Origin of the sequence: Hymenobacter sp. BT730, assembly GCF_030542105.1 — a bacterium.
Classification (GTDB): Bacteria; Bacteroidota; Bacteroidia; order Cytophagales; family Hymenobacteraceae; genus Hymenobacter.
Map to the genome: position 1 here is coordinate 1399878 of NZ_JAUOFB010000001.1, position 25073 is coordinate 1424950.

The 25073-nt window shown below is 53.6% G+C and carries 16 protein-coding genes; 12 read left to right on the forward strand and 4 right to left on the reverse strand.

Annotated features, from left to right (window positions below):
* Positions 1-78: 78 nt before the first annotated feature.
* The 6 genes from Q4G72_RS06090 (at position 79) to Q4G72_RS06115 (ending at position 5368) form a co-directional block, all read left to right on the forward strand.
* Positions 79-924 carry an endonuclease/exonuclease/phosphatase family protein gene (locus Q4G72_RS06090; RefSeq protein ID WP_303310513.1) on the forward strand — a complete coding sequence of 282 codons (846 nt, stop codon included), beginning with the start codon at positions 79-81 and terminating at the stop codon, positions 922-924.
* Between the two features lie 19 nt (positions 925-943).
* Complete coding sequence (locus Q4G72_RS06095) at positions 944-1393, forward strand: 3-oxoacyl-ACP synthase (RefSeq protein ID WP_303310514.1); 450 nt, start codon at positions 944-946, stop codon at positions 1391-1393.
* A gap of 101 nt (positions 1394-1494) precedes the next feature.
* The gene (locus Q4G72_RS06100; RefSeq protein WP_303310515.1) at positions 1495-2067 is read left to right on the forward strand and encodes a hypothetical protein; all 573 of its coding nucleotides are present in this window, start codon (positions 1495-1497) and stop codon (positions 2065-2067) included.
* Between the two features lie 65 nt (positions 2068-2132).
* Positions 2133-3302 (forward strand): 1-deoxy-D-xylulose-5-phosphate reductoisomerase, encoded by a 1170-nt coding sequence (locus Q4G72_RS06105; RefSeq protein WP_303310516.1) that lies wholly within the window; start codon positions 2133-2135, stop codon positions 3300-3302.
* Positions 3303-3426: 124 nt separating this feature from the next.
* On the forward strand, positions 3427-4737 hold the full coding sequence (gene rseP / locus Q4G72_RS06110) for an RIP metalloprotease RseP (RefSeq protein ID WP_303310517.1): 1311 nt from the start codon (positions 3427-3429) through the stop codon (positions 4735-4737).
* 133 nt (positions 4738-4870) lie between these two features.
* Positions 4871-5368, forward strand: a complete 498-nt coding sequence (locus Q4G72_RS06115; protein ID WP_303310518.1) for a DUF6702 family protein — start codon at positions 4871-4873, stop codon at positions 5366-5368.
* Positions 5369-5435: 67 nt separating this feature from the next.
* Here Q4G72_RS06115 and Q4G72_RS06120 read toward each other — a convergent pair whose 3' ends face one another.
* Positions 5436-7433, reverse strand: coding sequence for an OmpA family protein (locus Q4G72_RS06120; RefSeq protein WP_303310519.1), 1998 nt, complete (start codon positions 7431-7433; stop codon positions 5436-5438).
* A gap of 273 nt (positions 7434-7706) precedes the next feature.
* Here Q4G72_RS06120 and lon point away from each other — a divergent pair, with 273 nt between their 5' ends.
* The 4 genes from lon to Q4G72_RS06140 all read left to right on the forward strand — a co-directional run bounded on the left by lon (position 7707) and on the right by Q4G72_RS06140 (position 13747).
* The gene (gene lon / locus Q4G72_RS06125; RefSeq protein WP_303310520.1) at positions 7707-10214 is read left to right on the forward strand and encodes an endopeptidase La; all 2508 of its coding nucleotides are present in this window, start codon (positions 7707-7709) and stop codon (positions 10212-10214) included.
* Between the two features lie 70 nt (positions 10215-10284).
* Positions 10285-11349: a type IX secretion system protein PorQ gene (gene porQ, locus Q4G72_RS06130; RefSeq protein WP_303310521.1), complete on the forward strand. Its 1065-nt coding sequence runs from the start codon at positions 10285-10287 to the stop codon at positions 11347-11349.
* Between the two features lie 149 nt (positions 11350-11498).
* Positions 11499-12911, forward strand: coding sequence for an ATP-dependent protease ATPase subunit HslU (gene hslU, locus Q4G72_RS06135; protein ID WP_303310522.1), 1413 nt, complete (start codon positions 11499-11501; stop codon positions 12909-12911).
* A gap of 107 nt (positions 12912-13018) precedes the next feature.
* Positions 13019-13747 (forward strand): SDR family NAD(P)-dependent oxidoreductase, encoded by a 729-nt coding sequence (locus Q4G72_RS06140; protein ID WP_303310523.1) that lies wholly within the window; start codon positions 13019-13021, stop codon positions 13745-13747.
* A 69-nt stretch (positions 13748-13816) separates the two neighbouring features.
* On the opposite strand, the gene Q4G72_RS06145 is transcribed toward Q4G72_RS06140, so the two are convergent.
* Both Q4G72_RS06145 and Q4G72_RS06150 read right to left on the reverse strand, forming a co-directional pair.
* Complete coding sequence (locus tag Q4G72_RS06145; protein ID WP_303310524.1) at positions 13817-15211, reverse strand: SusD/RagB family nutrient-binding outer membrane lipoprotein; 1395 nt, start codon at positions 15209-15211, stop codon at positions 13817-13819.
* A 38-nt stretch (positions 15212-15249) separates the two neighbouring features.
* A complete protein-coding gene (locus tag Q4G72_RS06150; protein WP_303310525.1) occupies positions 15250-18405 on the reverse strand; it encodes a SusC/RagA family TonB-linked outer membrane protein in 3156 nt (1051 codons plus the stop codon).
* A gap of 706 nt (positions 18406-19111) precedes the next feature.
* Here Q4G72_RS06150 and Q4G72_RS06155 point away from each other — a divergent pair.
* Positions 19112-22408 carry a SusC/RagA family TonB-linked outer membrane protein gene (locus Q4G72_RS06155; protein ID WP_303310526.1) on the forward strand — a complete coding sequence of 1099 codons (3297 nt, stop codon included), beginning with the start codon at positions 19112-19114 and terminating at the stop codon, positions 22406-22408.
* Between the two features lie 13 nt (positions 22409-22421).
* Entirely contained in the window at positions 22422-23891 is a 1470-nt protein-coding gene (locus Q4G72_RS06160; protein WP_303310527.1) for a SusD/RagB family nutrient-binding outer membrane lipoprotein, read from the forward strand.
* A 103-nt stretch (positions 23892-23994) separates the two neighbouring features.
* Here the strand turns inward: Q4G72_RS06160 and prfB are convergent.
* A protein-coding gene (gene prfB / locus Q4G72_RS06165; protein WP_303310528.1) for a peptide chain release factor 2 occupies positions 23995-25072 on the reverse strand; the annotation gives its coding sequence in 2 pieces (ribosomal slippage) (positions 23995-25011 and positions 25013-25072; 1077 coding nt in all).
* Position 25073: the final 1 nt, after the last annotated feature.

Genomic DNA, 25073 nt, shown 5'->3' on the forward strand with positions numbered 1-25073 from the left:
GTTAGAAATACCTGCTTTTCGTTTTGGCTTAACAAAGTAGCCGCGTTGTCAAATGGCACTTTAAAACCCTCTTTGTATATGCGCCCATTCGTTCTTTTATTCCTGAGCCTGCTGCTATGCGGCCCTCTCCTAGCGGCCCCGAAAAAGGCGGTGCCATTGCGGGTGGCCACTTACAATCTGCGTTTGAACATTGCCAGTGACGGCCCCGATGCCTGGCCTTTGCGCAAGGAAATGGTCAAAGGGCTGGTTCGTTACCATGATTTCGACGTATTCGGCACGCAGGAGGGTTTTCGCGGCCAGCTAATGGATTTGGGGGAGCTGCCGGAGTACACCTTTGTGGGCCATGGCCGCGAGGATGGCAAGGAAGCCGGCGAGCATTCGGCGATTTTCTACAAGAAAAGTAGGCTGCAGCTGCTGCAAACCGGTGATTTCTGGTTGAGTCAAACGCCAGATCAACCGTCTAAGGGCTGGGATGCCACGTGCTGCAACCGCATCTGCACCTGGGCCAAATTCCGGGATGTGCAAACCAAAAAGGAGTTCTTCTTTTTCAGCGTCCACTTTGATCATCAGGGTGTGGAAGCCCGCCGCCAGTCGGGCCGGCTGATGGTGCAAAAGATTCAGGAAATTGCCAAAAGCGCCCCGGTTATCTGCGCAGGAGACTTTAACTCCACGCCCGACACCGAGCAGATCAAGACCATGCAAACGCTGCTGCGCGACGCGTACCAGGTAACCGCGCAGCCTCCGTACGGCCCCACGGGCACCTTCAACGCCTTCAAACTGGATGCGCCCCTTACGGACCGAATTGATTACATCTTTGTCAGTCAGGGCATCTCCGTGCTGAACTACGGGGTGCTGACTGATTCCTTGCGCGGTCGGTACCCGTCCGACCATTTTCCGGTGGTCGTCACCGTGACGCTGCCGTAATGAATAGATATCCAGAAAAATGCCCATAAAACTCGCCCTCTTCTCTGCTTGCCAACAATACGTTCAGCAGCGCATTGAAGCCTGCCAGCACGCCATGCAGGCCGCGCAGGAGTCGGCCAACTCAGAAACTAAGAGCAGCGCCGGCGACAAGTATGAAACCGGCCGCGCCATGGCCCAGAACGAGCGGGACCGAAATGCCGTGCAGCTCCAGCAGGCCAAACAGCTGCAGGGCGAGCTGGACCGCATCCAGCCCGAAAAATCCTGCGACACAGTGCGCCCCGGCGCGCTGGTGCACACCAGTATGGGCCGTTTCTATATCAGCATCAGCGCCGGTAAGGTGATGGTAGATGGGCAGGATTACTTCGCTGTTTCAGCGGCCGCGCCGGTAACGGTGGCGCTGAGCGGCAAGCGTACCGGGGAGCAGGCGGTTTTCAATGGCAAGCCAGTGCAAATTAGCGCCATCCAGTAGCTCCAATGGCTAGAACACTCTTTATAGTAATCCTCTTATTCATTGCAGGCTGCGAATCCAAAACGGTAGTCTCTGAGGTCGGTAAGTCTTCTGCTAAAAAAATGGATAGCCTGCTAGATTCGACGGTAACAACCTCAGTCTCAGCGCCCGTATCAGATGATTTTCTGCGCCCTGCAAAGTTTAAGGTGGCGAAGCTGGATAGCTTTCGAATAGTAGATAAAGATGATAAGCTGGTGACCCTGACCGCTGCTGAGGAGCGTCAATATTTGCAGCATAAAGTAGAGCACAGTGTTTATGCGCCCTACTATTTCTATTCGGTGCAGCAGAATACGCCTGCTCGCAAAGTCATTACCGTGTTAACTTATGACGGGGAGTATAAGACCGATTTATTACGTCTGGCGTACGACTCGCATAATAAACTCATCAGTCGGCAGGTAGTTGCATTTGTTGCTACGGATGGCGAAGTCAGGCACGAGGCTTATGGCTGGTTTGAATCACCAACTGTATTTCAATTTGTGGAGGTACACGAAGAGCCTGTAAGTGAAACGCCCACTAACGCGAATTACCTGCTGGATTCTCTGGTAACGCGGTACACAGTGAAAAATGAGCAGTTCGAAATAGTTGATAAGAGCACGTACCAGCGCCAGCGGCAAGTACCCCGCTCAGCAGAGTAACTGGCCGAAGAAGCTGGCAGTTCTTCCCGTACCTTTACGTTGCTTCGGCTTACCACAGTCCTTCAATGCCCACTTCAGTTTCCCCCCAACGCGTTACCCTGCTTGGCTCTACCGGTTCCATCGGAACGCAGGCACTAGACGTTATTCGTAGTCACCGCGGCCGATTCTCGGTTACGGCCCTGTCCGCGCAATCTAACGCCGATTTACTAGTGCAGCAGGCGCGGGAGTTTCGGCCCGCCGCTGTGGTGATTGGTGATGAAAGCAAGTACGCGGCGGTTTGTGAGGCGCTGGCCAATCAGCCGGAAACCGAAGTACTGGCTGGTGCCGCCGCCCTGGCCGATGTAGCGGGCCGGGAGGATACTGACATCGTCCTGACGGCCATGGTAGGCTATGCCGGGCTGTTGCCTACGGTGCGCGCTATTCGGGCTGGGAAATCCATTGCCCTGGCTAACAAAGAAACCCTGGTAGTAGCCGGTCAGCTGATTACCGAGCTGGTAAAGCAGCACGGCGTGGGCCTGTATCCGGTAGACTCCGAGCACTCCGCTATTTTTCAGTGCCTGGTAGGGGAGGAGCGCAACCCCATCGAAAAAATCATTCTCACAGCATCCGGTGGGCCCTTCCGGGGGCGCACCGCCGAGCAATTGGCGCAAGTAACCAAAGCGCAGGCCCTGAAACACCCTAACTGGGACATGGGCGCCAAAATCACCATCGATTCGGCTTCCCTGATGAACAAAGGGCTGGAGGTGATTGAAGCCAAATGGCTCTTCAACCTGACCAATGACCAGATTGACGTGGTAGTGCATCCGCAAAGCATTATTCACTCGCTGGTGCAGTTTCAGGATGGCTCGCTGAAAGCGCAAATGGGCTTGCCCGATATGAAACTGCCTATTCAGTATGCGCTGGGCTACCCCGAGCGGCTGCCGTCCGACTTTCCCCGCTTCTCGTTTCTGGATTATCCGCAGCTCACCTTTGAACAGCCTGACCGCACCACCTTCCGCAACCTGCCGCTGGCGTTTGAAGCCATGCGCCGGGGCGGCAATGCGCCCTGCGTGCTGAATGCAGCCAATGAAATTGCTGTGGCCGCCTTCCTGCGCGACCAGGTCGGCTTCCTGCAAATGCCCGACATCGTGGAGGAGTGCCTCGCGCGGGTTTCGTACCTTGCCGAACCTTCGCTGGATGACTATGTTTCTACGGACCAGGAAACGCGCCGCGTAGCGCAGGAACTGGTGGGCTAGCTAACCCAGCCAAGCACTTATCCTCCTAACATGAGCTGAGGTTACACATAAGGTAATCCTACTGGCATTCCCGGATAACAAGCAGAATTAACAATACCCAACACCTGACAACTCAACAAACTGAATGGATTATTTAGTAATGGCCGGCCAGCTCATTCTGGGGCTGACAATTCTGGTGGGCGTGCACGAAATGGGGCACATGCTGGCGGCTAAGTGGTTTGGAATGCGCGTGGAAAAGTTTTCCATAGGCTTTCCACCCAAGATTTTTGGTAAAAAAATTGGGGAAACAGAATATATGCTGGGCGCCGTGCCGCTGGGTGGTTTTGTGAAAATCACGGGCATGGTTGATGAGTCTTTGGACACGGAAAGCCTGAAGCAGGAGCCCCAGCCCTACGAGTTTCGGGCTAAGCCAGCCTGGCAGCGCCTCATTGTGATGCTGGGCGGTATCATCGTAAACGTAGTAACCGGTATTCTCATTTTCTCACTGCTCACTTACATCTATGGGGAGAGCTACCTACCCGCTTCGGAGGCCCGCTTTGGTGTGGTGCCCAATGAGCTAGGCAAGGAAATTGGCTTCCAGACCGGCGACAAAATTGTGAAAATCAATGGTCGCCCCTTCACGGAGTTCAATGACGTGTATGGTCCTGATGTGGTGCTGGGCTCCGGCAGCTACTACACCGTAGAGCGGAAAGGCCAGCTGGTGGATATTTCTGTGCCCCAGAACTTCATGGACCGCCTGGCCGACCAGGATCAGTCTTTGTTTGTAGTGCCGCTGGACCCCTTTGTAGTGGGTGAGGTAGTACCGGGTCAGCCAGCTTCCAAAGCTGGGCTACTGGCCGGCGACCGTATCCTGCGTGTAGCCGATAAGCCCATTCAGTTCTTTCCTGAGCTGCAGCAGGCGCTGAAAGACAATGCCGGCAAAGAAACGCCGCTACTGGTAGAGCGCAACCGCCAATCCGTATCGCTCAAGGTAAAGGTAGATGAAGACGGTAAAGTAGGGTTCCGGCCTAAGTCCTTGCTGGAATATGCTACCCGCAAGTATAGCCTACTGGAGTCGGTGCCAGCTGGTACCAAGCAGGCATTTGGCATTGTCAGCACGCAGGTGAAGGCCTTTGGCAAGATTTTCCGGGGTGAAGCTTCGGCCCGCAAGTCTCTGGGTGGGCCCATGGCCATTGCCCAGCAGTATGGCTCCACCTTCGACTGGTTGAAGTTCTGGACGCTGACCGGCATGCTTTCCATGGTGCTGGCCTTCATGAACCTCTTGCCCATTCCGGCCCTGGATGGTGGCCACGTGCTGTTCCTGACCTACGAAATGGTATCGGGCCGTAAGCCCTCCGACCGTTTCCTGGAAAACGCCCAGAAAGTAGGTATGGCCCTGATTCTGTGCCTAATGGTCTTCGTGATTTTCAACGACCTATTCAAGTCTCTGTTTTAAAGGCTGAACCCATTGCTCCCCTTCCGTGGTTTGTAGGCGCGGGCTGGTCTGATTGTTGAATAGCGTACTGTTCATCTTTCGGCCTTCTCAAAGCCCACTCCCGGAAGGGGAGTTTTCTTGTAGCCCACTTCGTATGCGTCGTTTCGTTTTCCTTTTAATAGGCCTCCTGAGCATCAGCCTGGCCGCCATGGCGCATGCCTACCATGCCAGCATCATGGATGTGCGCTATAATGCCCAGAAGCAACAGTTGGAAATTGCCCTGAAGGTGTTTACCGATGACTTTGAAAAGGCCCTTTCTCAAGGACAACCCAAGCCCATCAGCCTGCTGCACATGCCGGCCACCCAAACCAAGCCCCTAACGGCCGCATACCTCACCCGCACGTTGCGCTTCGGCACCAAGCCCGGCGAAACCCTGCCACTTACCTATCTGGGTATGCAGCATGAGGGCGATGCACACTGGCTCTACTGCACAGTAAAGCTGCCCCGCGCCCTCACTAGCCTCACCCTCAACCATAAGCTGCTGTTGGATCAGTTTTCAGATGAAATGAACATCGTAAATCTGGAAGCCGGCGGTAAAAAGCAAAGCACCTTGTTCCGGGGTGGGGAGGAAGAGCAAACATTTAGCTGGTAAACAGAGGCGTTTTAATATTCTGTCATCCTGAGCTTTGCTCGGGATGACAGTTTTTTTGTTCCCCACTCTACCAACCAGATCCTCCACCGGCGTCCTTCTTGTCCTCATCGGGACGAATGAGGCGGAACTCTACGCGGCGGTTGGTGCGGGCATCTTCTTCAGTGGCTTCGGGGTCTTTCAGCGGTTTGGTGCTGCCGTAGCCGAAGCTGTCGATGCGGTTGGGTTTGAGCTTGCCTTTCTGCTCTATGTAGTGCCGAATAGATTCAGCGCGGTCCTGCGAGAGCCTTTCGTTAAAGTCCGGGTCGCCTTTAGAGTCGGTGTGGCCCGTAATGCTGAGGCGGTAGGTGGGATGGTCTACCATAAATAGGGCAATGCGGTCCAGCACTGCATACATGCTGGGACGGATGCTGGCCTTGTCCTGATCAAACTCGATGTTCTTGAAAATCATCGGTATGCCATACTGGAAGGAGTTGGTCATGAGCTTCATCACCGTATCGCCTTTCAGCTCCAGCTTTTTCTCCACGCTAAAGAAATCAGGGCTCTGAATGAGCAGTACGTAGTGGGAGCCCTCAATCAGGTCGAAGTCAAAGCTGCCGTCTTCCCGCAGGTATTTACTAGCTACTTCAATGCCGTCATCGGTATCAATCACGCTTACAATGCCGCCCAAGGGCTTGCTGGATACGGAGTCAACCAAAGAGCCTTCTACGTGTGTGGTGGCCAGCGGCTGGGCCTCCATGGGCAGTGGGAAGGAGTAGAGGTCCAGGTTTTTTATGTCCTTCTGTTCAGAGCGGGCATAATATAGGTTCCGGGAGTCGGCATCGATGGTGAAGTAATACTCAGAGCCTTTGCCATTCACTAACGGTCCAATGTTGCGCGGCTCCTGCCAGCGCCCCCGTACCCGGTAGGTTTTATAGATATCGAAGTCGCCAAAGTTCAGCAGCTGACCCCGCGAGCTAAAGTACAGCACGTGATACAGCGGATGATAGAACGGGCTCACCTCACTTTCCCGGGTATTCACAATCGGGCCCATATTCTGGGCCTTCGACCACTCCCCGTTCTTGAGCTTATGGGTATACCAGATGTCGGAAAGCCCAAAACCACCCAGCCGGTCAGAGGCGAAATACAAGGTGTCCTCTCCCGGCGAGAGGGTGGGTTGTGAGTCCCAAGCGGGAGAATTGACGTCGGTGCCCAGGCTTTTGGGTACACTCCATTCGCCGTCTTTCAGGGTGGCAGTATACAGGTCGCAGTTGCCGTGGCACTCCGTGCATTCGCAACGGGCAAAGAAGATGGTTTTGCCGTCCTTGGTCAGGCAGGCCGAGCCTTCATTGAAAGTGGAGTTGATGGGCTTGGGCAGGGGCTCCGCATCGGCCCAGTATTCACCCTCCCGCCGGGAGAGGTACAAATCCTCATCTACCACGCCATGGATGCCGCGCATTTTGCGCTTGGAGGAAAAAATAAGCGTGTTACCCCCTTCTGTTAAGGCCGGGCCATAGTCCGGCGCATCGGAGTTGATGCCGGAGCCCATACTGGTGTACACGCCTTTGGGTGGGTGGAAGGTGGCTATGTTTTTCCGGTATTCTACCAGGGCATAATACTCCTGCAGGGGCACATACAGATCAATTTCCTTTTTCTCCAGCGAATCATAATACAGCTGAATTTTGCGCACATCCTGACGGTGGTGCTTCAGGGCCAGACGATAATAGGCTTTCGCCTTTTCTTCCTGCCCATTCCGCTCGCAGAGCTGGCCCAGGCGCCAGAGCATGTTGGTGTCCCGGTAGAAGTTCTCGATGCCGAACTGGGCTACATATTGCTCCAGCAGGGTGCGGGCCAGCTTCCAGTTTTTGCGCTTTTCGGCCTGCTGAATGGCTTTAAGCTCCTTTTTATTGTAGAAGAAAGGCAGGCGGTTTACGTTGGCAAACTCCGGGGTGCCATCGGGTCGGAGCCGCAGCTGCCGGATCTTTTTAGCTGTTAAAGGGCGCACCCGCGGCGCCGACTGCGCCAGGACTGCCTGCAGGCTCCCGGCCAAGGCCAGCAGCACCAGAATAGCACGAATAAAACGAAGCATAGAATACAATACCGGCCAGGTGGGGGCCGAAGGGAAATAGGGTAGCATCAAAAATAGGAGTTTTTCTACGTTTCCGGGTATTTATGACACCGCTAAAAGCGGACATAGAGCCCAGCCTGCCGCCCCGACAGTAGCAGATGCCAAAAATGGCACCCTGCAGGCATGGCACGGCACTTGTCAAAGCCGTACCTTCGATTAGAATCTCTGCTTCTGGCTGTGGTGCTGGCCTTATTGGCTGTCAATCTGGCACCGCTGCTCCCTCCGTCTTTCCTTATGAGCCAAGATAATTCTTCGCATAAGCTTCCGTTTGCCCCTGTGCTACTTCTCGCCGACGACTCCGAAGAAGTGGTGTCCATTGTAGCCACTGACCCTGAGCAGACCATGCTGGAAGGCGACATGCCCGAGGTATTGCCCCTGCTGCCGGTACGTAACACGGTGTTGTTTCCGGGCGTCGTGCTGCCCGTTACGGTCACGCGGAAGAAAAGCATCCGGCTGGTGCGCAAAGCTTATCGGGGAAACAAGCTGGTGGGCGTCATTGCGCAGAAAAACACCCAGAGCGACGACCCTACCCTGACCGACCTCTACACGGTTGGCACCTTGGCGCGCATCCTGAAGCTGCTGGTGCTGCCTGATGGCAATACCACCATCATCATTCAGGGGCAAAGCCGCTTCCAGGTGCAGGAGCAGGTGCAGGAAAGCCCGTACCTAACCGCCCGGGTAAGTTATTTCCCCGAGACCTTTCCGGCCAAAAACTCCAAGGAGGTGAAAGGTCTGGTGGCTTCGTTGAAAGACGCGGCGGCTAAAATGCTGAAGCTGAATCCCGAAATTCCGCAGGAGGCCCAGGTAGCCCTGGATAATATTGACTCGCCGGCTTTCCTCACGCACTTTCTCTCTTCCAACATTAACGTGGAAGTGGGCGTGAAGCAGAAGCTGTTGGAAATCAGTGACGGAGTGCAGCGTGGCACCCAGCTGTTAGAGCTGATGCTGAAGGAAATCCAGCTGCTGGAAATCAAGCGCGACATCCAGACCAAGGTTCATATTGACATTGACCAGCAGCAGCGTGACTATTTCCTGCGCCAGCAGATAAAAGTGCTGCAGGATGAGCTAGGCTTTGATGGTCCTGACCAGGAAATTGACAAGCTGCGCTCCCGGGCCAAAACCAAAAGCTGGCCGGCCACTGTGGCCAAGCACTTCGAGAAGGAACTTGATAAGCTGGGCCGCATTAACCCGCAGGCCGCCGAGTTTCCGGTGAACATGAACTACGTGGAGTTTCTGCTGGATCTGCCGTGGAACGAGTACACCAAGGATAACTTTAACCTCAAGCGCACCCGCAAAATCCTCGACCAGGACCACTACGGCATGGAGAAGGTGAAGGAGCGCATCATTGAGTACCTGGCCGTGCTCAAGCTTAAGCAGGACCTGAAGGCCCCGATCCTGTGCCTCTATGGCCCGCCCGGCGTGGGTAAAACCAGCCTGGGCCGCAGCATTGCCACAGCGCTGGGGCGCAAATACGTGCGCATGAGCCTGGGTGGGGTGCGCGACGAGGCCGAAATTCGCGGGCACCGCAAAACCTACGTGGGGGCCATGCCCGGCCGTATTATTGCCCAGATCAAGAAGGCCGGCGCTTCCAACCCGGTTATCGTGCTCGACGAAATTGACAAGATTGCCTCCGACTTCCGCGGTGACCCTAGCTCGGCCCTGCTGGAGGTGCTGGACCCGGAGCAGAACTCGACCTTCACCGACAACTACCTGGAGGTGGAGTACGACCTCTCCAAGGTGCTGTTCATTGCCACGGCAAACTCCCTGGACACCATTCAGCCCGCCCTGCGCGACCGGATGGAAATCATTGACCTGACGGGCTACACGCTGGAGGAGAAAACCCAGATTGCCAAAAAGCACCTCTGGCCCAAACAGCTGACTGAGCACGGCCTGAGTGTGAAGGACGTAAATATTACCACGCCCGCTTTGCAGCGCGTCATCGACGACTATACCCGGGAAAGTGGGGTGCGCAGTCTGGAGCGCAAGCTGGGAGCGATTACGCGCAACATTGCCAAGCACAAGGCTATGAAGGAGCCATTCCCCGAAACGCTGGAGCCGAAGGACATTGCCAAAATCCTGGGTGCGGCCATCTTCGACCGGGATATCTATCAGGACAACGATACGGCCGGGGTAGTAACGGGCCTGGCCTGGACTTCCGTGGGGGGTGATATCCTCTTCATTGAAAGCCTGCTGAGCCGGGGCCGGGGCAAGCTTACGCTGTCCGGTCAGCTGGGCGACGTCATGAAGGAATCGGCCGTAACGGCGCTGAGCTACCTGCGCAGCCGCGCCGATGAGCTGGGCATTGACTACCGCCTCTTCGATCAGTACGACCTCCACATTCACTTCCCGGAAGGCGCCGTGCCCAAAGACGGCCCCAGCGCTGGTATTGCCATTTTCACCAGCATTGCCTCGGTATTTACCCAGCGCCGCGTGCGCAGCCATCTGGCCATGACGGGTGAAATTACCCTGCGCGGCAAAGTGCTGCCGGTGGGCGGCATTAAGGAGAAGATTCTGGCCGCCAAGCGGGCCGGGGTGCGGGATATTATTCTGTGCAGCAAAAACCGCAAAGACATTCAGGAAATCCCCGAAGAATACCTCAAGGACCTCACCATTCATTACGCAGACCGGATAGATGATGTGCTGAAAGTGGCCCTGCTGGATGAACTGGTACCGCACCCCATGAAGCTGGTAGTACGGGAAGAAACACCCGTTACTCTGGGCCCTAGCGTGGAAGTGCAGTAATTACCAAAGCCCAGTGTTCACCTGGCAAACAGTTCATGCCTGCTCTTATAAAATCGGCTACTTTAGAAAGATGAAGCAGGGGCGTGACTTGAGTATATGGCTGTTAGGGCTGGCGCTGCTCTGTCTGCCTGGTTTTGGTGCCCAGGCGCAGGTGGGAGGGCAGCATGCTTTTGAGTTTCTGACGCTGCCGGGTAGCGCCAAACTGGCTGGGCTGGGTGGCGTAAATGTTAGCTCCCGGGATGCCGATGCCACTATGCTGCAGGGCAACCCCGCGCTGCTGAACGAAGAAATGGATGGCCGGGCTTCCCTGGCTTACACCGATTATCTGGCCGATATTCGCCAGAGTACGGCAGCGTATGTGCTCAATTCGACCCGGCTGGGCCGGCTGGGCCTGGGGCTCACTTACCTGAACTATGGCAAGTTTGAGCAGTTTGATGCCGCTGGGAACAGCCTGGGCGAGTTTTCAGTGAATGAATATGCCTTGGGCATCACCAAAGCAGTAACCACCGGCCATTTTACGCTGGGTGGTACCGCTAAACTGGCTGTATCGGGCATTGCCGGCAACCATTCGGTGGGTACCGTGCTGGATGCCGGCGGCCTGTTTAAGCACCCCACCACCGATTTTACGGTGGCCGTGGCTGTGAAGAACCTGGGCTACCAATTGCGGCCCTACGCTGGCTCCGATAGGGAACCCCTGCCGCTGGATGTACAGCTGGGCGCTAGTATTAAGCCTGAGCATATGCCTATGCGCTTTTCTCTCACGGCACATCATCTGCAGCAGTTCGATATCGTGTACCTGGACTCTACCCAGCGCGGCAAGCTGGGCGAGAACAATGAGGAAATCAAGCCTAAAAAGTCAGTGGGCGACCAGATTGCACGGCATTTTGTAGTGGGAGGGGAGTTGCTGCTGAGCAAGAACTTTCAGGTGCGCCTGGGTTATAACCATCTGCGCCGCCGCGAACTGCGTCTGGACACTCGTTCCGGCGGAGCGGGTCTGAGCTTTGGGGTAACGTTTCGGCTAAGTCAGTTTCAGCTGGACTATACCCGGGCCTATTATCACGTGAGTGGCGCCAGCAATTACTTCACCCTGGCGCGCAACCTGAATTCCATTTTCAAAAAAGACAGCGGCAGTTGAATCTGTTGCTGACGATAATTGCGTAAAGCGCACTGCTTTTCGGCAAGGTCCGCCATTTAGAAACCAAGGTCAGACAACCCATTGGTTGCAATTTCTATCCTACCGTTTACTGCCGGGCTTTTTCCGGCTCTGCTTTCTACCTGCACGCTATGCTGAACTCCACCACGTTTCTGACGCCCACGCAAATTGTGGCCGAACTGGATAAATACATCATCGGGCAACATGAGGCCAAGCGGCACGTGGCTATTGCGCTACGTAACCGCTGGCGCCGCCTGCACGCTCCTGCCGACATGCAGCGCGAGATAGTGCCCAACAATATTCTGATGATTGGCTCTACGGGCGTAGGCAAAACGGAAATTGCGCGCCGCTTGGCCAGCATTGCCGATGCGCCCTTCACCAAAGTAGAAGCCTCCAAGTTTACGGAGGTCGGCTACGTAGGCCGCGACGTGGAAAGCATGGTGCGCGACCTGGTAGAGCAGTCGGTGAATATGGTAAAGCAGCGCCGCAAGGAAGAGGTGAAGGCCCAGGCGGCGCAGGCGGTGGAGGATATTATTCTGGATGCGCTGATTCCACCCATCAGTGGCACGCCAGCTTCCCGCCCCACCGTAGGTTACTCTGCTGGCGAGGCCGGTGCTGCTCCGGATTCAGACTACGAGCTGAATGAGCGTACCCGGGAGCGTTTCCGCGAGAAAATCCGCACTGGTGAGCTGGACGACCGTAAAATTGACATCAAAGTGCAACAGAGCTCCACCCCCGGCATTGGTGTAGTAGGCGGCCCAACGGGTTTGGATGATGCTTCCCTAGCGGGACTGCAGGATATGCTGGGCAGTATGCTGCCCAAGAAAACGCGCAAGCGCAAAGTAACCATTGCCGAAGCACGCAAGATTCTGCTGGATGAAGAAGCGGCCAAACTCATTGATATGGATGAGGTGAAGGACGAAGCCATCCGGCAGGCGGAAAACGCGGGCATCATCTTTATTGATGAAATAGACAAAGTAGCCAGCCGCAGCAGCAAAGGCGGCGGCAGCGGCCCCGATGTAAGCCGGGAAGGTGTGCAGCGCGACCTGCTGCCCATTGTGGAAGGCTCGGCCGTGAGTACCAAATACGGCGTCATCAATACCGACCATATCCTGTTTATTGCTGCCGGGGCCTTTCACGTGGCCAAACCCTCCGACCTGATTCCGGAACTGCAGGGGCGTTTTCCCATCCGGGTAGAGCTGCAGAGCCTCACTAAAGATGATTTCTTCCGAATTCTGAAAGACCCTAAAAATGCCCTAACCAAGCAGTATGAAGCCTTATTGAAGGCGGAGGAAGTGGAATTGTCTTTTGAGGATGCCGCTTTGGAGCGCCTGGCCGAAATTGCTTTTGAAGTAAATGAGGAGGTAGAAAACATTGGCGCACGTCGCCTGCACACGGTTATGAGTCGTTTGCTGAATGATATCCTGTTTGATGTGCCGGACCTCATTGGCCCCAACGCGCATATTCTGATTACCCGCGAGCTGGTAGAAGAGCGGCTGCGAGGTATGGTGCGCAACCGTGACTTGTCTCAGTATATTCTGTAAGCAATTCTGCGCTTATCATTGGCTTCGCAGAGAAAAGAGGTGGCTAAGGCTGCCTCTTTTCTTTTTCCCTCGTACTTTTTGCTGACCCCTTCACCTTACCTCGCTCTATGCACTACTATATTATTACCGGACCAAGCCGCGGCTTGGGCAAAGCGCTGGCCGAAGCCGTGCTGCAGCAAACCGAAACCGTAGTTATTGGAGTCTCGCGCCACGCTACCATTGAGCACGCACGCTACCACCACCAGCCCCTGGACCTGTCGGATATGCTGGCCGTGCAAAACAACCTGCACAAAGTGTTTCCGGATTGTGCGAAGGCCAGCAGCATCACCCTGATTAATAATGCCGCCGTGCTGGGCGAAATTGGCTATGCCGGCGAGCTGCCGGCTGAGCACTACGAGTTTGTATTTGATGTGAATGTAGTAGCGCCGGCCATGCTGATGAATACCTTCATTAACCGCTACGCTGAGCTGACTATTCCGCAAACTATTCTCAACATCAGCTCCGGTGCCGGGCAGCGTCCCGTAGATGGTTGGGGAGCTTACTGCGCCTCTAAAGCCGCGCTTGATATGTTTTCCCGCACTGCCCAGCAGGAGCAACACCAGCGGGGCCGCAACCTACGCATCCGCAGTCTGGCGCCCGGCCTGGTTGATACCAGCATGCAGGAACAGATCCGGACCGCCGATGAAACCCAGTTCAGCCAGGCAGCCACCTTTGTGGCGCACCACACAGAAGGAAACCTGCAGCACCCCGAGCAGGTAGCCCAGCGGATTGTAGCCTGGCTGCAGCGCCCCACCGTAGCAGAGGAAATGGTGGTGCTCCGCCTCACTGATATCTAGTTTTGGCGGGCGTATGCACACAAAAGGCCACCCGCAGAGGTGGCCTTTTGTGTGCTGAAAAGGAAAAAGCTAAGGTTGCGCCCAATACACGGGTACGGTCAGGTCCTGCACTACGGTAGCGTTTTTGTTGTTTACCCGTTCATTCTGGGAAGTAGGGAGCCGCTCCGGAACTATATCAATAATACCGGTGGGGTCAGGGGTGAGCACGGGTAGTTTGGTACGGCGGTAGTCGGCCCAGCCTTCCAACTGCAGAAAGGTGGCAATATATTTCTGGGTCATAATCTGAGCCAGTGCATTGGTCCCGCTTAGGGTACCATTGGCCGCCAGATACGCTGGCAGCTGACCCTGAACACCCAGCTCATTGAAATGCGCCGTTATGGCTTCAGTATAAGCGGCCTGAGCCCGTGGCAGCTGGCCCAGCCGTAGGGCGGCCTCGGCCTCAATGAACTTTGCCTCTACATAAGTAACCATTGGTATGGAAGCAGCCGGAGAGGCAAAAAATTCACCAATGTCCGAGGTGGACTGATCGGTAGTGCCCAGCGGAGTGCCGCTAATTTCGCCGTTGGTGTCTTCGGTGGCATACACCGCCAGTCGCGGATCATTCAAAGACTGCATCAGATCTACCAGCCGGGCGCCCATCTTCACGTAGTTGGGGCGGGCATTGTTGAAGGCGTAGAACTGGTTGAGGTCGGAGCCAGTACCGCCGAAGGGCGCTTTGGCATCATCGGCAGAGCTATTGAGCCCGGCAGCATACGCGGCATCCAGAAATTCCAGCGCCTGGGTAGCCGAGCCCGATGGGTCGCGGCGGCTAAGGCGGTTGGCATAACGGGCCTTCACAATCCAGGCGGTTTTAATCCAGCCTTCAATGTTGCCATTGAAAATAAGATCATCGGCGCGAGGTTGATTTTTGTTGCTGCTGGCTGGTTTCTGCAGTTCCGTAATACCTTCTGATAGTAGCGTCTGAATATCCTGCAGCACAATTTCCTGGGAATCGTAGGCGGGGTTAAAGTTGCCTTTGCCCTGCAGCGCCTCCCGGTTGGGAATATCCCCAAAAACGTCGGTAGCAATGCCCAGCAACATGGCTTTCATGATTTTGCCAATACCTACATAATAAGGAGAGCCTTCCGCGGTGGCTTGGTCTATCATATTTTGGGCATTTATCAGCCCTCCCTGATAGATAGAGTCGAAGTCGTTGTTGGTATCTGTCTCATTAATATTATAGGTAGCATAGGTAGCATACTGTTGATCAGTACCTGCCAGACGCTGAATGAACACATTTGAAATCCTATCAATCTGCCCGGTATAAATGTTGATGAGCTCCAGTTGGGAACCCGACATTAATAACGGTAGGGTGGCAGTGGACGCACTATTAGGGCTGATGTCGTACCCATCGGTGAATAGGTTACAACCCGTCTGCCCAACGAGCAGCGCGGAAGCCAGAAGTATGGCGAGTCGCTTTTTCATGATTATACGCTATAGTTAAGCTCAGAATGCCCGCCAGCCTAGAAATCGGCCTTGAGGCCAAAACGATAGTTGCGGGTATTCGGCATGTTGAAGTAATCGAAACCAGTAATGTTGGAGCCTGAACCTGTGAGGCTGGTTTCCGGGTCAATACCCTCATAATCGGTTTTCAGCCATAGGTTGGTAGCTGCCGCATACAATTCCAGCCCGCGCACAAAGGAGAGGAACTTGGGCTGACCGAAGTTGTAAGACAGCGTAACTTCCCGCAAACGCACCCAGCTGCCCTCCTGCACCTGCGTTTCCTGTGCGCCTCCATTGTCGCCCAGGTAACGTTGGAAATAAGTAAAGGCAGGAATGGCAATATCGTTCGGCGAGCCATCGGTCTTAACTCCTGGTACTACATAGTCCCGTTCCCGGTCTTCGGTTATCTTGGAAATGCCCAACCGGTTGAGGCGGGCAGTAGTGCCGTTCCAGATAGCGCCTCCTTTGCGGATATCCAGCAGCGCCGACAGACTCAGCTTTTTGTAAGAGAAGTTATTCCGAATACCCAGGGTATAGTCAGGGTAGGGGTTACCCACATTGCCGGTGGTAGCAGCCAGCCGGGGCAAGCCGTTGGGCTGAATCAGCAGGTCGCCGTTTTCATTCCGCTCCCAGCGTGTGCCATATAATACGCCGTAAGGCTGCCCCACAATAGCATAGGCACTGATATCAAAAGCCTGCTCAATCTGTAGCTGTTCAATTCCCTCGGCCAGTGCCAGCACTTTGCTGCGGTTGCGGGTAAAGTTGAACAGCATGTTCCAATTGAAGCCATTTTCGCTTCTGAAAGGCACCAGCGTTACCACGGCTTCAATGCCCTTATTCTGAATTTCGCCTACGTTCTCTAAAGAAGCCAGGAACCCGGAGCCGCTGGAAACCGGGCGGGCCACAATCAGGTCTTTCGAGTTGTTGTGGTAGTAGGTTAAGTCGAGCAGGATGCGCTCATCGTGCAGCCGTATTTCTGCGCCTACTTCCCGGGAAATAACCAATTCCGGCTTCAGTTTGCTGTTTCCTAAAGTAGAGCCCAGGCCGGAGCCATTTTGCCCGAGGTAGGGGAAGGATAAGCCGTTGGTAAAGCCATCCGTAAAGAAGGGTGCCAGAAAATAGGTGCGCGTGCCGTAGGCAGGCGGAATGTTGCCGCCACGGGCATAGGCGCCCCGGATTTTAAGGAAGTTCAGAAACGCCATATCCTTTAACCCACCTAGCTCACTGAGCACTACCGCAGCGTTTACCGACGGGTTGAAGAAGCCCTTAAAATCCGGGCCGAACGTAGAAGCCGTTTCATACCGGCCGGTAGTGCCTAAGAAGAAGGTTTCATTAAAAGAGAAGTTGGCGTCATAATACAAAGCACCCGTACGAATAGTGGTGCGTTGCTCATCCGCATACCGATCTGAAGCATTGTTCAGGTTATAAAACTTAGGCACTGCCAGATTACGGCCACGCGCAAACAGGCTTTGGTCAAAACGCTCATCCAGGTTGCCACCCACGGTCAGGCTACCGAACAGCTTTTCTGAAAAATCATGCGTGGCGTTGGCAATTAGGTCATTATACAGCTCCCGGTGGTATTGGGTGTTTTCCCGAATTTCGCCAGTGGGTTCAGGCGGGTCGTTGGAATACACGGCAAACACGGTTTTTCTGCGGTCAGTGAAAATGTCCGCACCACCGCGCTCTGTAATCCGGAGCCAGGGGAAAGGCTTATAGGTAAGGGTGAGGTTGCCGAGTACCCGGCTATTATCATCCTTGGTAGGGTTGTTATTAACCGTCCAGTAAGGATTGTCATAGCCCTGAAAGTAGTTGCGCGGGGTACCATCGGGGTTTTCAAAGCCCGCCGACAGATCAAAACTGCTGGGGGCCCGCATCAGACCCAGCATGACGCCGGAAACGTTGCTGCCCTGCTGTGCCCTGGTGCCCCCGGTGTTGGCATAGTTAATAGTGCCGGCGGCATCTACTTTCTCGCTTAGCTTGGTATCGGCACTTAGTCGCAGCGTGTAACGGTCAAATTTGGTTTCCGGAACAATCCCCTCATTATGCAACTGGCCTAGGGAAAAGCGTACGGCACCTCGTTCGTTTCCTGCTGATACGGCTATATCATTCGTAGTAGAAAAACCAGTCCGGAAAAACTTGTCTACGTTATCCGTAGGGGTAATGCCCAACGATTCATTTGTAGGCCCCCAAGTCTGGCTAGTGCCGATATCATCATCTTCGGTTTCAAATATGCCGTCTTCCCCGGCAGTCCAGGTAACATAAGAGGGAGTAACAATATTGCCTGCCGCATCCCGCTGATTTCCCCCACCTACGCCCTGCGCATATTTCATCTGCTGATCAAGGGTGCGGTTTACCTGGCTGAACTCCTGCTCCGTGCGGAAAGAAACACTAGGCTTTTGCCCGGCCCGGCCCCGCTTAGTGGTGATAACCACTGCGCCGTTACCCGCCCGTACCCCATAAAGTGCCGCTGCTGCCGGGCCCTTCAGCACCGTCATGGTTTCAATATCATTGGGGTTGATATCAATAGCCCGGTTAGAATAGCCTACGCCGTTCAGATTGGCATTGAAAGGGTAGTCTTGACCCTCTGTTACTGAATAGGAGTTGTCCAGCGGAATACCATCAATAACAAATAAGGGTTGGTTTTCCCCGGTGAAGGAGTTATTGCCGCGAATCAGAATTTTGGAAGAGGCGCCGGGCGTGCCCGCGCTGCCAATAACCTGCACCCCGGCTACCTTGCCTGCCAGGCCTTCCACAATGTTTTTTTCTCCGGACTGCACCAGCGCGTCGCCCCGTACATCCTGCGTAGCGTAGCCTAGCGCCTTTTTCTCACGCTCAATGCCTAAAGCAGTTACTACTACTTCGTTGAGCTGCTTTGTATCTACTTCCAGCGCTACATCTATAGAAGTGTTGTTTCCGATGCTGCGCTCAATGCTGCGGTAGCCCACAAAGCTAAACTGCAGGGTAGTAGCCGAGGCGGGTACCGTTAGTGAATAAGTGCCGTCAGCATTCGTAGAGGCTCCGGCAGTAGTGCCCTTGGCCAATACGGTAACCCCTGGCAGTCCCTGGTTATTCTGCCGGTCGATAACTCTGCCCGAAATTGTTCGGTCCTGCGATAATCCCACCTGGACTAACATAGTCAATGCCAGGAAGCACAGGAGTAGTCGTTTCTCCATCATGGCTGCATTTGATTAAGTGAAAAGGACAATTAAATCTTATAATAATATGATTTCTTATTGCGCCATTTTCTGATGCCACCCTGAGGCAAATTCCACACGTGTCCTGCTACTTAATCTGTTAATCAATACAATAGGGCTGATTTCATTTGTGTCGCTAAAACAGATATTGGCCCAGTCAGCACAAGACGTACTAGGGACAACGGTTTTAGATCAGACTGTATCATACCTGATGGTGCTTCTGCGCTCATCCAGACTGGTGCCTAATCAGCAGTGCAGCCAAGGATTTGCTGGGAAGTAGCTATTGAATAAGAAATGGGGGTAGGGCGGCCTACCTGTACAGAAACCCCTGCTGAATAAGGGTCTGGGCTTGGTTTAGCTAATAGCCCACTATTTCCAAGTCCTGTTTTATAGTGAGGAGCCAGGGCCACAAATAGATTTTTAGGGAGACAAAATCTCTCTTATTTAAAATAGTGGTATATTTCTAAGGAATTGATCAGAGGAGGTTGTATTAGCTGTACTTAAGACAGCATATGGAGCAGAGTGGTGTTTTCGAGTTGTTAGGCAGCTTTTTTCGCATGTAATCCAACTTATAGTAGTTGGATTATGCCTTATTTACTTTTATACTTGCCAACTGTAACCCTACTACCCTCACACTTTTCACCTTTTACTCACCTTTCACCTTTTTCACTCACCAAATCAAAAGCACATGAAAAAAATCTTATTCATGTCCATCCTGTTGATGGTAAGCCTGTTGCAGCAGGCCTTCGCACAGGATCGGGCCATTTCCGGACGAGTAACTGACCGCAAGAGCGGTGAGGGACTGCCGGGAGTGACCGTTCTGGCTAAGGGAACCACCGCCGGAGCTTCAACCAATGCTGATGGTACTTATTCGCTGTCAGTACCTGCTTCAGCTACTGTTTTGACGTTCTCTTCGATTGGCTATATCTCTATTGAGCGCCCCATTGGTAGCGCTTCTACTATCGATATCAGCCTGGCACCTGACACCAAGCAATTGGGTGAGGTTGTAGTAACTGCTCTGGGTGTAGAACGTTCCCGCAACTCGCTGCCTTACGCGGCTACGCAGGTTGAAGGTGATGCTATTACCCAAGCTCGTAACCCTAACTTCATCAACGGTCTGTCGGGCAAAGTTGCCGGTCTGAACGTTCGTCAGGGTAACGGTCTGGGTAGCTCTACCAACGTAGTTATCCGTGGTACCAAGTCTATTGGTGGTAACAACCAGGCTCTGTTCGTAGTGGATGGTGTGCCGATCAGCAACGCCAACACCAACGGCTCTAACCAGCAGACGGGTCGTGGCGGTTATGACTTCGGTAACGCTGCCGCTGACATCAACCCCGATGATATTGCTTCGATGAGCGTACTGAAAGGAGCTGCTGCTACTGCTCTGTACGGTTCGCGCGCTTCTAACGGCGTAATCCTGATTACCACCAAAAAAGGCCGCAAAGGTCTGGGTGTCACCATCAACACCGGTGCCACTGTTGGTAAATACGACAAGAGCACCTTCATTAAGCACCAGCAGCAGTACGGCGCCGGATACGGCAACTACTACTCTGACGAAAGCGGCTACTTTGAGCTGGCTGACGTTGACGGTGATGGTGAAGACGACCTGATTGCTCCTCTGACGGAAGATGCCTCGTTTGGTGGTAAATTCGATCCAAACCTGCTGGTTTATCAGTGGGATGCTTTCGACCCAGCTGGCCCCAACTTCCACAAAGCCACCCCATGGGTAGCTGCTAAAAATGGTGCTGGCAGCTTCTTCCAGAAGGCTACTACCCTGAACAACAACATCACCATCGATGGTGGTAACGATGTAGGAACCTTCAAACTGGGTTATACCCGTACGGATGACCGTGGTATCCTCGAGAACAGCAAAATCAGCAAGAACATCCTGAACTTCGCTGGCTCGCTGAACGTGTCGCCTAAACTGACGACCAGTGCTTCGGTAAACTTCTCGCGCGTTGACGGCAAAGGCCGCTATGGCACGGGTTACGACTCGAAGAACATCATGACCAACATGCGTCAGTGGTGGCAGACCAACGTTGACCTGAAAGCTCAGCGTGAGGCCTACTTCCGTAACGGCCAGAACGTTACCTGGAACCAATACGGTGCTGATGATCCAACTCCTATCTACTGGGACAACCCTTACTTCACGCGCTACGAGAACTTCGAAACCGATAACCGTACCCGCACGTTCGGTAACGTTTCGGCTACCTACAAGTTCGCTGACTGGTTTAACCTGATGGGCCGCGTAACGCTGGATACCTACGACGAGCTGCAGGAAGAGCGTAGCGCTGTTGGCGCTGTTGACCCCTCGGGCTACAACCGCTACAACCGTACCGCTCGCGAAGCCAACTACGACCTGATTGGTAACTTCTCGAAGCACATCACTGAGGACTTCAACTTTACGGGTCTGGTAGGTGCTAACATGCGCCGTGAGCGTCAAAACACAATCTTCGCGTCTACTAACAACGGTCTGGTGGTACCCCACCTGTACAGCCTGTCGAACAGCGTTGACCCAATCAACCCTCCTACGGAGTCTGATACCAGAAGAGCAGTTGACGGCATTTTCGCCAGCACAACTTTTGGCTACAAAGACCTGGCTTTCCTGGACCTGACGGCTCGTCGTGACCAGTCGAGCACGCTGCCAGAAGGCAAGAACGTATACTACTACCCATCGGTAGCTACCAGCTTTGTGTTCTCGGAGCTGATGAAAGACTCGCCTTGGCTGTCTTATGGTAAGTTCCGTGTTAACTACGCTGAAGTAGGTTCTGATGCTTCGCCTTACTCTACCACGGATAACTACGACAAGCCTACCGCTTTCGGCTCTACCGCGCTGTTCTCGGTTCCTCTGACCAAGAGCAACCCTGATCTGAAGCCTGAGCGTACGAAGAGCTACGAAGCTGGTGTGGAAATGCAGTTCCTGCAGAACCGTTTTGGCTTCGACGCTACCGTCTATAAGACGAACACCGTTGACCAGATCATTCCAATCACGATTTCGTCGGCAACCGGCTACGGTTCGCGCTTCGTAAACGCAGGTAACGTAGAAAACAAAGGCATCGAAATGACTGCTTTTGTAACTCCAGTTCGTAACGACAACTTCAACTGGACCATCAACGCCAACTGGACCCGCAACAAAAACACGGTAGTTTCTTTGGCTGATGGTGTAGACAACCTTGTAATTGCCAGCTACCAGGGTGGTATCTCGTCTAACGCTACGGTAGGTCGTCCTTTCGGCACGTTCCGCGCTACGGACTTCGTATATGACGCTAATGGCAACAAAGTAGTAACCGTAACCAAAACGGCTGCTGGTAACTACAGCGCATACTATAAGAAGACCGGTGCTAACACGGAAGTTGGTAACCCTGCCGCCGACTGGACGGGTGGTGTAAACAACTCGGTTAGCTACAAAAACCTGTCGTTGTCGTTCCTGATTGACGTTCGTAAAGGTGGTGAGGTGTTCTCGCTGGACCGCTACTACGGCCTGGCTACGGGTATGACGCCTGAAACTGCTGGTAACAACGACCTGGGTAACCCTTCGCGTGATCCACTGATCCGCACAAGTGGCTCTACCTATGCTCCTAACTCGGGTGGTATTATCAATGCCGGTGTTTACGATCAGGGAACTGTTATCAATGGTCAGGATGTTTCCGGACAACCTAACACTATTCGCGTAAGCAACCAGGTTTATGGTGTTTATGGCTATGTTCGTCAGCCTACCAGCGCTTTCGTTTATGATGCCAGCTTCGTGAAACTGAGAGAGGTTAACCTGACTTACTCGCTGCCTTCTTCTATCGTTTCGAAAGTAGCTGCTTTCAAAGGCATCGATCTGTCAATCATTGGTCGCAACCTGTGGATCATCCACAAGAACCTGCCAGATGCTGACCCAGAAGAATCGCTGAGCTCCGGTAACTTCGGCCAAGGCTATTCAAGTGGTGCTTACCCCACCACGCGCACGGTTGGTGCTAACATTAAGTTCCGTTTCTAATCAGTACCCTCATATGAAAAAACTTCTCTGGTTAGGTTTCCCGGCACTGATGCTCATGTCATCGTGCGTGGACGGCCTAGATGATAACTATAATAAAAACCCCAAGCTGGCTACTCAGGTACCGGGTGTTACGCTCATGTCGAGCGCACAGCGTAGCCTCGCTCGTGCCTTCGTAAGCACCAGCGTAAACCTGAACCCCTTCCGTTTGTGGGTACAGCAGTTGGCTGAAACGACTTATCCTGATGAAAGCCGTTACGATTTCGTAACGCGCCAGATCAACAATGCTTTCTGGAACACACTGTACCGGGATGTATTGCGTGACCTGCAGGAAAGCAAGAAGACAATTTCTGCTAGCACGGTAATTTCCGAAGGTGGCAAAGCTGCTCAAACCGGTGCCATTGAGGTACAGGAGGTTTTGGCCTGGTCTACCCTGGTAGATAACTTCGGTGATATTCCCTATTCGGAAGCGCTGGACTTCAATAAGCCCCGTCCTGCTTACGATGATGATAAGGCCATCTATAATGACCTGATCAAGCGTCTGGACGCAGCTATTGTTAACCTGAATAAGGAAGACGCTGAGCTGGGTGATGATTTCGCCTCCGGTGATTTGATCTACCACGGCGACCTGGATAAGTGGCAGCGTTTTGCCAACTCCCTGAAGCTGCGTCTGGCTCTGACCATTGCTGATGCTGATGATGCTCAGGCTAGGGCTATGGTTAACCAGTTGACTACTGCCGGCGCTCATTTCATTTCATCAAATGATGAAAACGCCAGCCTGGTATTCGACAAAACTTCGCCTAACACCAACCCCTTGTGGGAGGATCTGGTGCAGAGCGGCCGTACGGACTTCATTGCTACAGACTTCTTCCTGAAGGCTTTGAGCAATGGCTCTGCAATGCCTGACCCCCGTCTGGATGACTACTTCAATGAAGTAAAAGGAGTGGGTGGCTACAAAGGCGGTATCGCTGGTAACCCACATAACTTTGTGTACTCACTGCCCGGCGACAAGCTGCGTGACCAGCAGTTCCCCGGCACGCTGATGTCGTACTCCGAAACAGAGTTCCTGTTGGCGGAAGCTGCTGCCCGTGGTCTGAATGTAGAAGGTACTGCCGCTGCGCATTACAGTGCTGGTATTGTAGCTTCTATCACTGAATGGGGAAATAGCGAAGAAGAAGCAGATGCTTATGCATTGCTGCACCCTTACCCTGCAACAGCTGTTGGTTTTAATGAGGCTGCTAAAGAGGCTATTGGTACTCAAAAGTGGATTGCGCTGTACAACCAGCCAGTTGAAGCCTGGAAAGAGTATCGTCGTCTGGATTATCCAAAACTGACGATTGCCACTAACTCTGTTCTGACGGCCATTCCAAAGCGTTACACGTATCCGATTCCGGAGCAGAACCTGAACACCTCAAACTACAATGCGGCTAAAGCTGCTATTGGTGGTGATGAGGCATCTACTCCTGTTTTCTGGGATAAATTCTAATTCCAGATACAATAGAAAAGAGGCTGCCAATTTTGGCAGCCTCTTTTTTTGTGCCTATTGCAAAGCAAAAGCAGGCACTAGCTATAGAACGGCAGAAGTGTGGTTAGTTCTGCATCAAGAACCCCTTTATAAACTCATCCAGGTCACCATCCAGCACGGCCTGCACATCGGTACGCTCTATACCGGTGCGCAGGTCTTTAATGAGCTTATAGGGGTGCAAAACATAGTTGCGGATCTGGGAGCCGAAATCAATCCGTTTCTTGCCCGCCTCTACTTTGTCACGCTCTGCGTTCCGCTTGTCTATCTCAATTTGATAGAGGCGGGATTTGAGCATACGTATGGCATGCTCCTTATTCATAAGCTGGCTACGCTCAATCTGCACCGCTATAATGATACCGGAGGGGGCGTGGGTAAGACGTACAGCAGTTTCCACTTTGTTTACGTTCTGGCCACCAGCTCCACCGGCCCGGTAAGTATCCCACGTAATGTCGGCAGGGTTTACCTGGATGTTGATGGTGTCGTCTACCACTGGGTAGGCAAATACCGAAGCAAACGAGGTATGCCGCCGGCCGCTACTATCAAAAGGCGACATGCGTACCAGGCGGTGTACACCTATCTCGCTTTTCAGGTAGCCGTACGCAAAGTCGCCATCAATTTCCAGGGAGGCTGATTTGATGCCGGCTCCTTCGCCAGGCTGGTAGCTGACCTGGCGCACCGTAAAGCCGTGCTTTTCGCCCCACATGATGTACATGCGCATCAGCATTTCGGCCCAGTCCTGGCTTTCGGTGCCGCCCGCTCCGGGGTTAATTTCAATGATGGCAGAGAGCTGGTCTTCCTCATCGGAGAGCATGCGCTTGAACTCCAGGTTCTCGACAGCTTTTTCAGCTAATGCAAACTCCCGCTGCATTTCTTCCTCCGAAACGTCGCCCTCCCGGTGGAAATCATAGAGCACTTCCACGTCATCCACGGCTTTGGTTACTGCTTCAAAGTCATCAGTCCAGACTTTAATGGATTTGAGGTCCTTGAGCGTAGCTTCCGCTTTTTTGGAATCATCCCAGAAGTTGGGAGCCGTGGTGAGCTTTTCTATTTCGGCTACCTGCTCTTTTCGGGCATCGTAGTCAAAGGTACCTCCTCAGGGCCTCAGCGCGGCCCTTCAATTCCTTCACCTGGTCGTTGGTCATG

Excerpts from the sequence above, each read along its gene's own strand:
- Q4G72_RS06090 (WP_303310513.1), top strand. The coding sequence starts at position 79 with ATGCGCCCATTCGTTCTTTTATTCCTGAGCCTGCTGCTATGCGGCCCT.
- Q4G72_RS06095 (WP_303310514.1), top strand. The coding sequence starts at position 944 with ATGCCCATAAAACTCGCCCTCTTCTCTGCTTGCCAACAATACGTTCAG.
- Q4G72_RS06100 (WP_303310515.1), top strand. The coding sequence starts at position 1,495 with ATGGATAGCCTGCTAGATTCGACGGTAACAACCTCAGTCTCAGCGCCC.
- Q4G72_RS06105 (WP_303310516.1), top strand. The coding sequence starts at position 2,133 with ATGCCCACTTCAGTTTCCCCCCAACGCGTTACCCTGCTTGGCTCTACC.
- rseP (WP_303310517.1), top strand. The coding sequence starts at position 3,427 with ATGGATTATTTAGTAATGGCCGGCCAGCTCATTCTGGGGCTGACAATT.
- Q4G72_RS06115 (WP_303310518.1), top strand. The coding sequence starts at position 4,871 with ATGCGTCGTTTCGTTTTCCTTTTAATAGGCCTCCTGAGCATCAGCCTG.
- Q4G72_RS06120 (WP_303310519.1), bottom strand. The coding sequence starts at position 7,433 with ATGCTTCGTTTTATTCGTGCTATTCTGGTGCTGCTGGCCTTGGCCGGG.
- lon (WP_303310520.1), top strand. The coding sequence starts at position 7,707 with ATGAGCCAAGATAATTCTTCGCATAAGCTTCCGTTTGCCCCTGTGCTA.
- porQ (WP_303310521.1), top strand. The coding sequence starts at position 10,285 with ATGAAGCAGGGGCGTGACTTGAGTATATGGCTGTTAGGGCTGGCGCTG.
- hslU (WP_303310522.1), top strand. The coding sequence starts at position 11,499 with ATGCTGAACTCCACCACGTTTCTGACGCCCACGCAAATTGTGGCCGAA.
- Q4G72_RS06140 (WP_303310523.1), top strand. The coding sequence starts at position 13,019 with ATGCACTACTATATTATTACCGGACCAAGCCGCGGCTTGGGCAAAGCG.
- Q4G72_RS06145 (WP_303310524.1), bottom strand. The coding sequence starts at position 15,211 with ATGAAAAAGCGACTCGCCATACTTCTGGCTTCCGCGCTGCTCGTTGGG.
- Q4G72_RS06150 (WP_303310525.1), bottom strand. The coding sequence starts at position 18,405 with ATGATGGAGAAACGACTACTCCTGTGCTTCCTGGCATTGACTATGTTA.
- Q4G72_RS06155 (WP_303310526.1), top strand. The coding sequence starts at position 19,112 with ATGAAAAAAATCTTATTCATGTCCATCCTGTTGATGGTAAGCCTGTTG.
- Q4G72_RS06160 (WP_303310527.1), top strand. The coding sequence starts at position 22,422 with ATGAAAAAACTTCTCTGGTTAGGTTTCCCGGCACTGATGCTCATGTCA.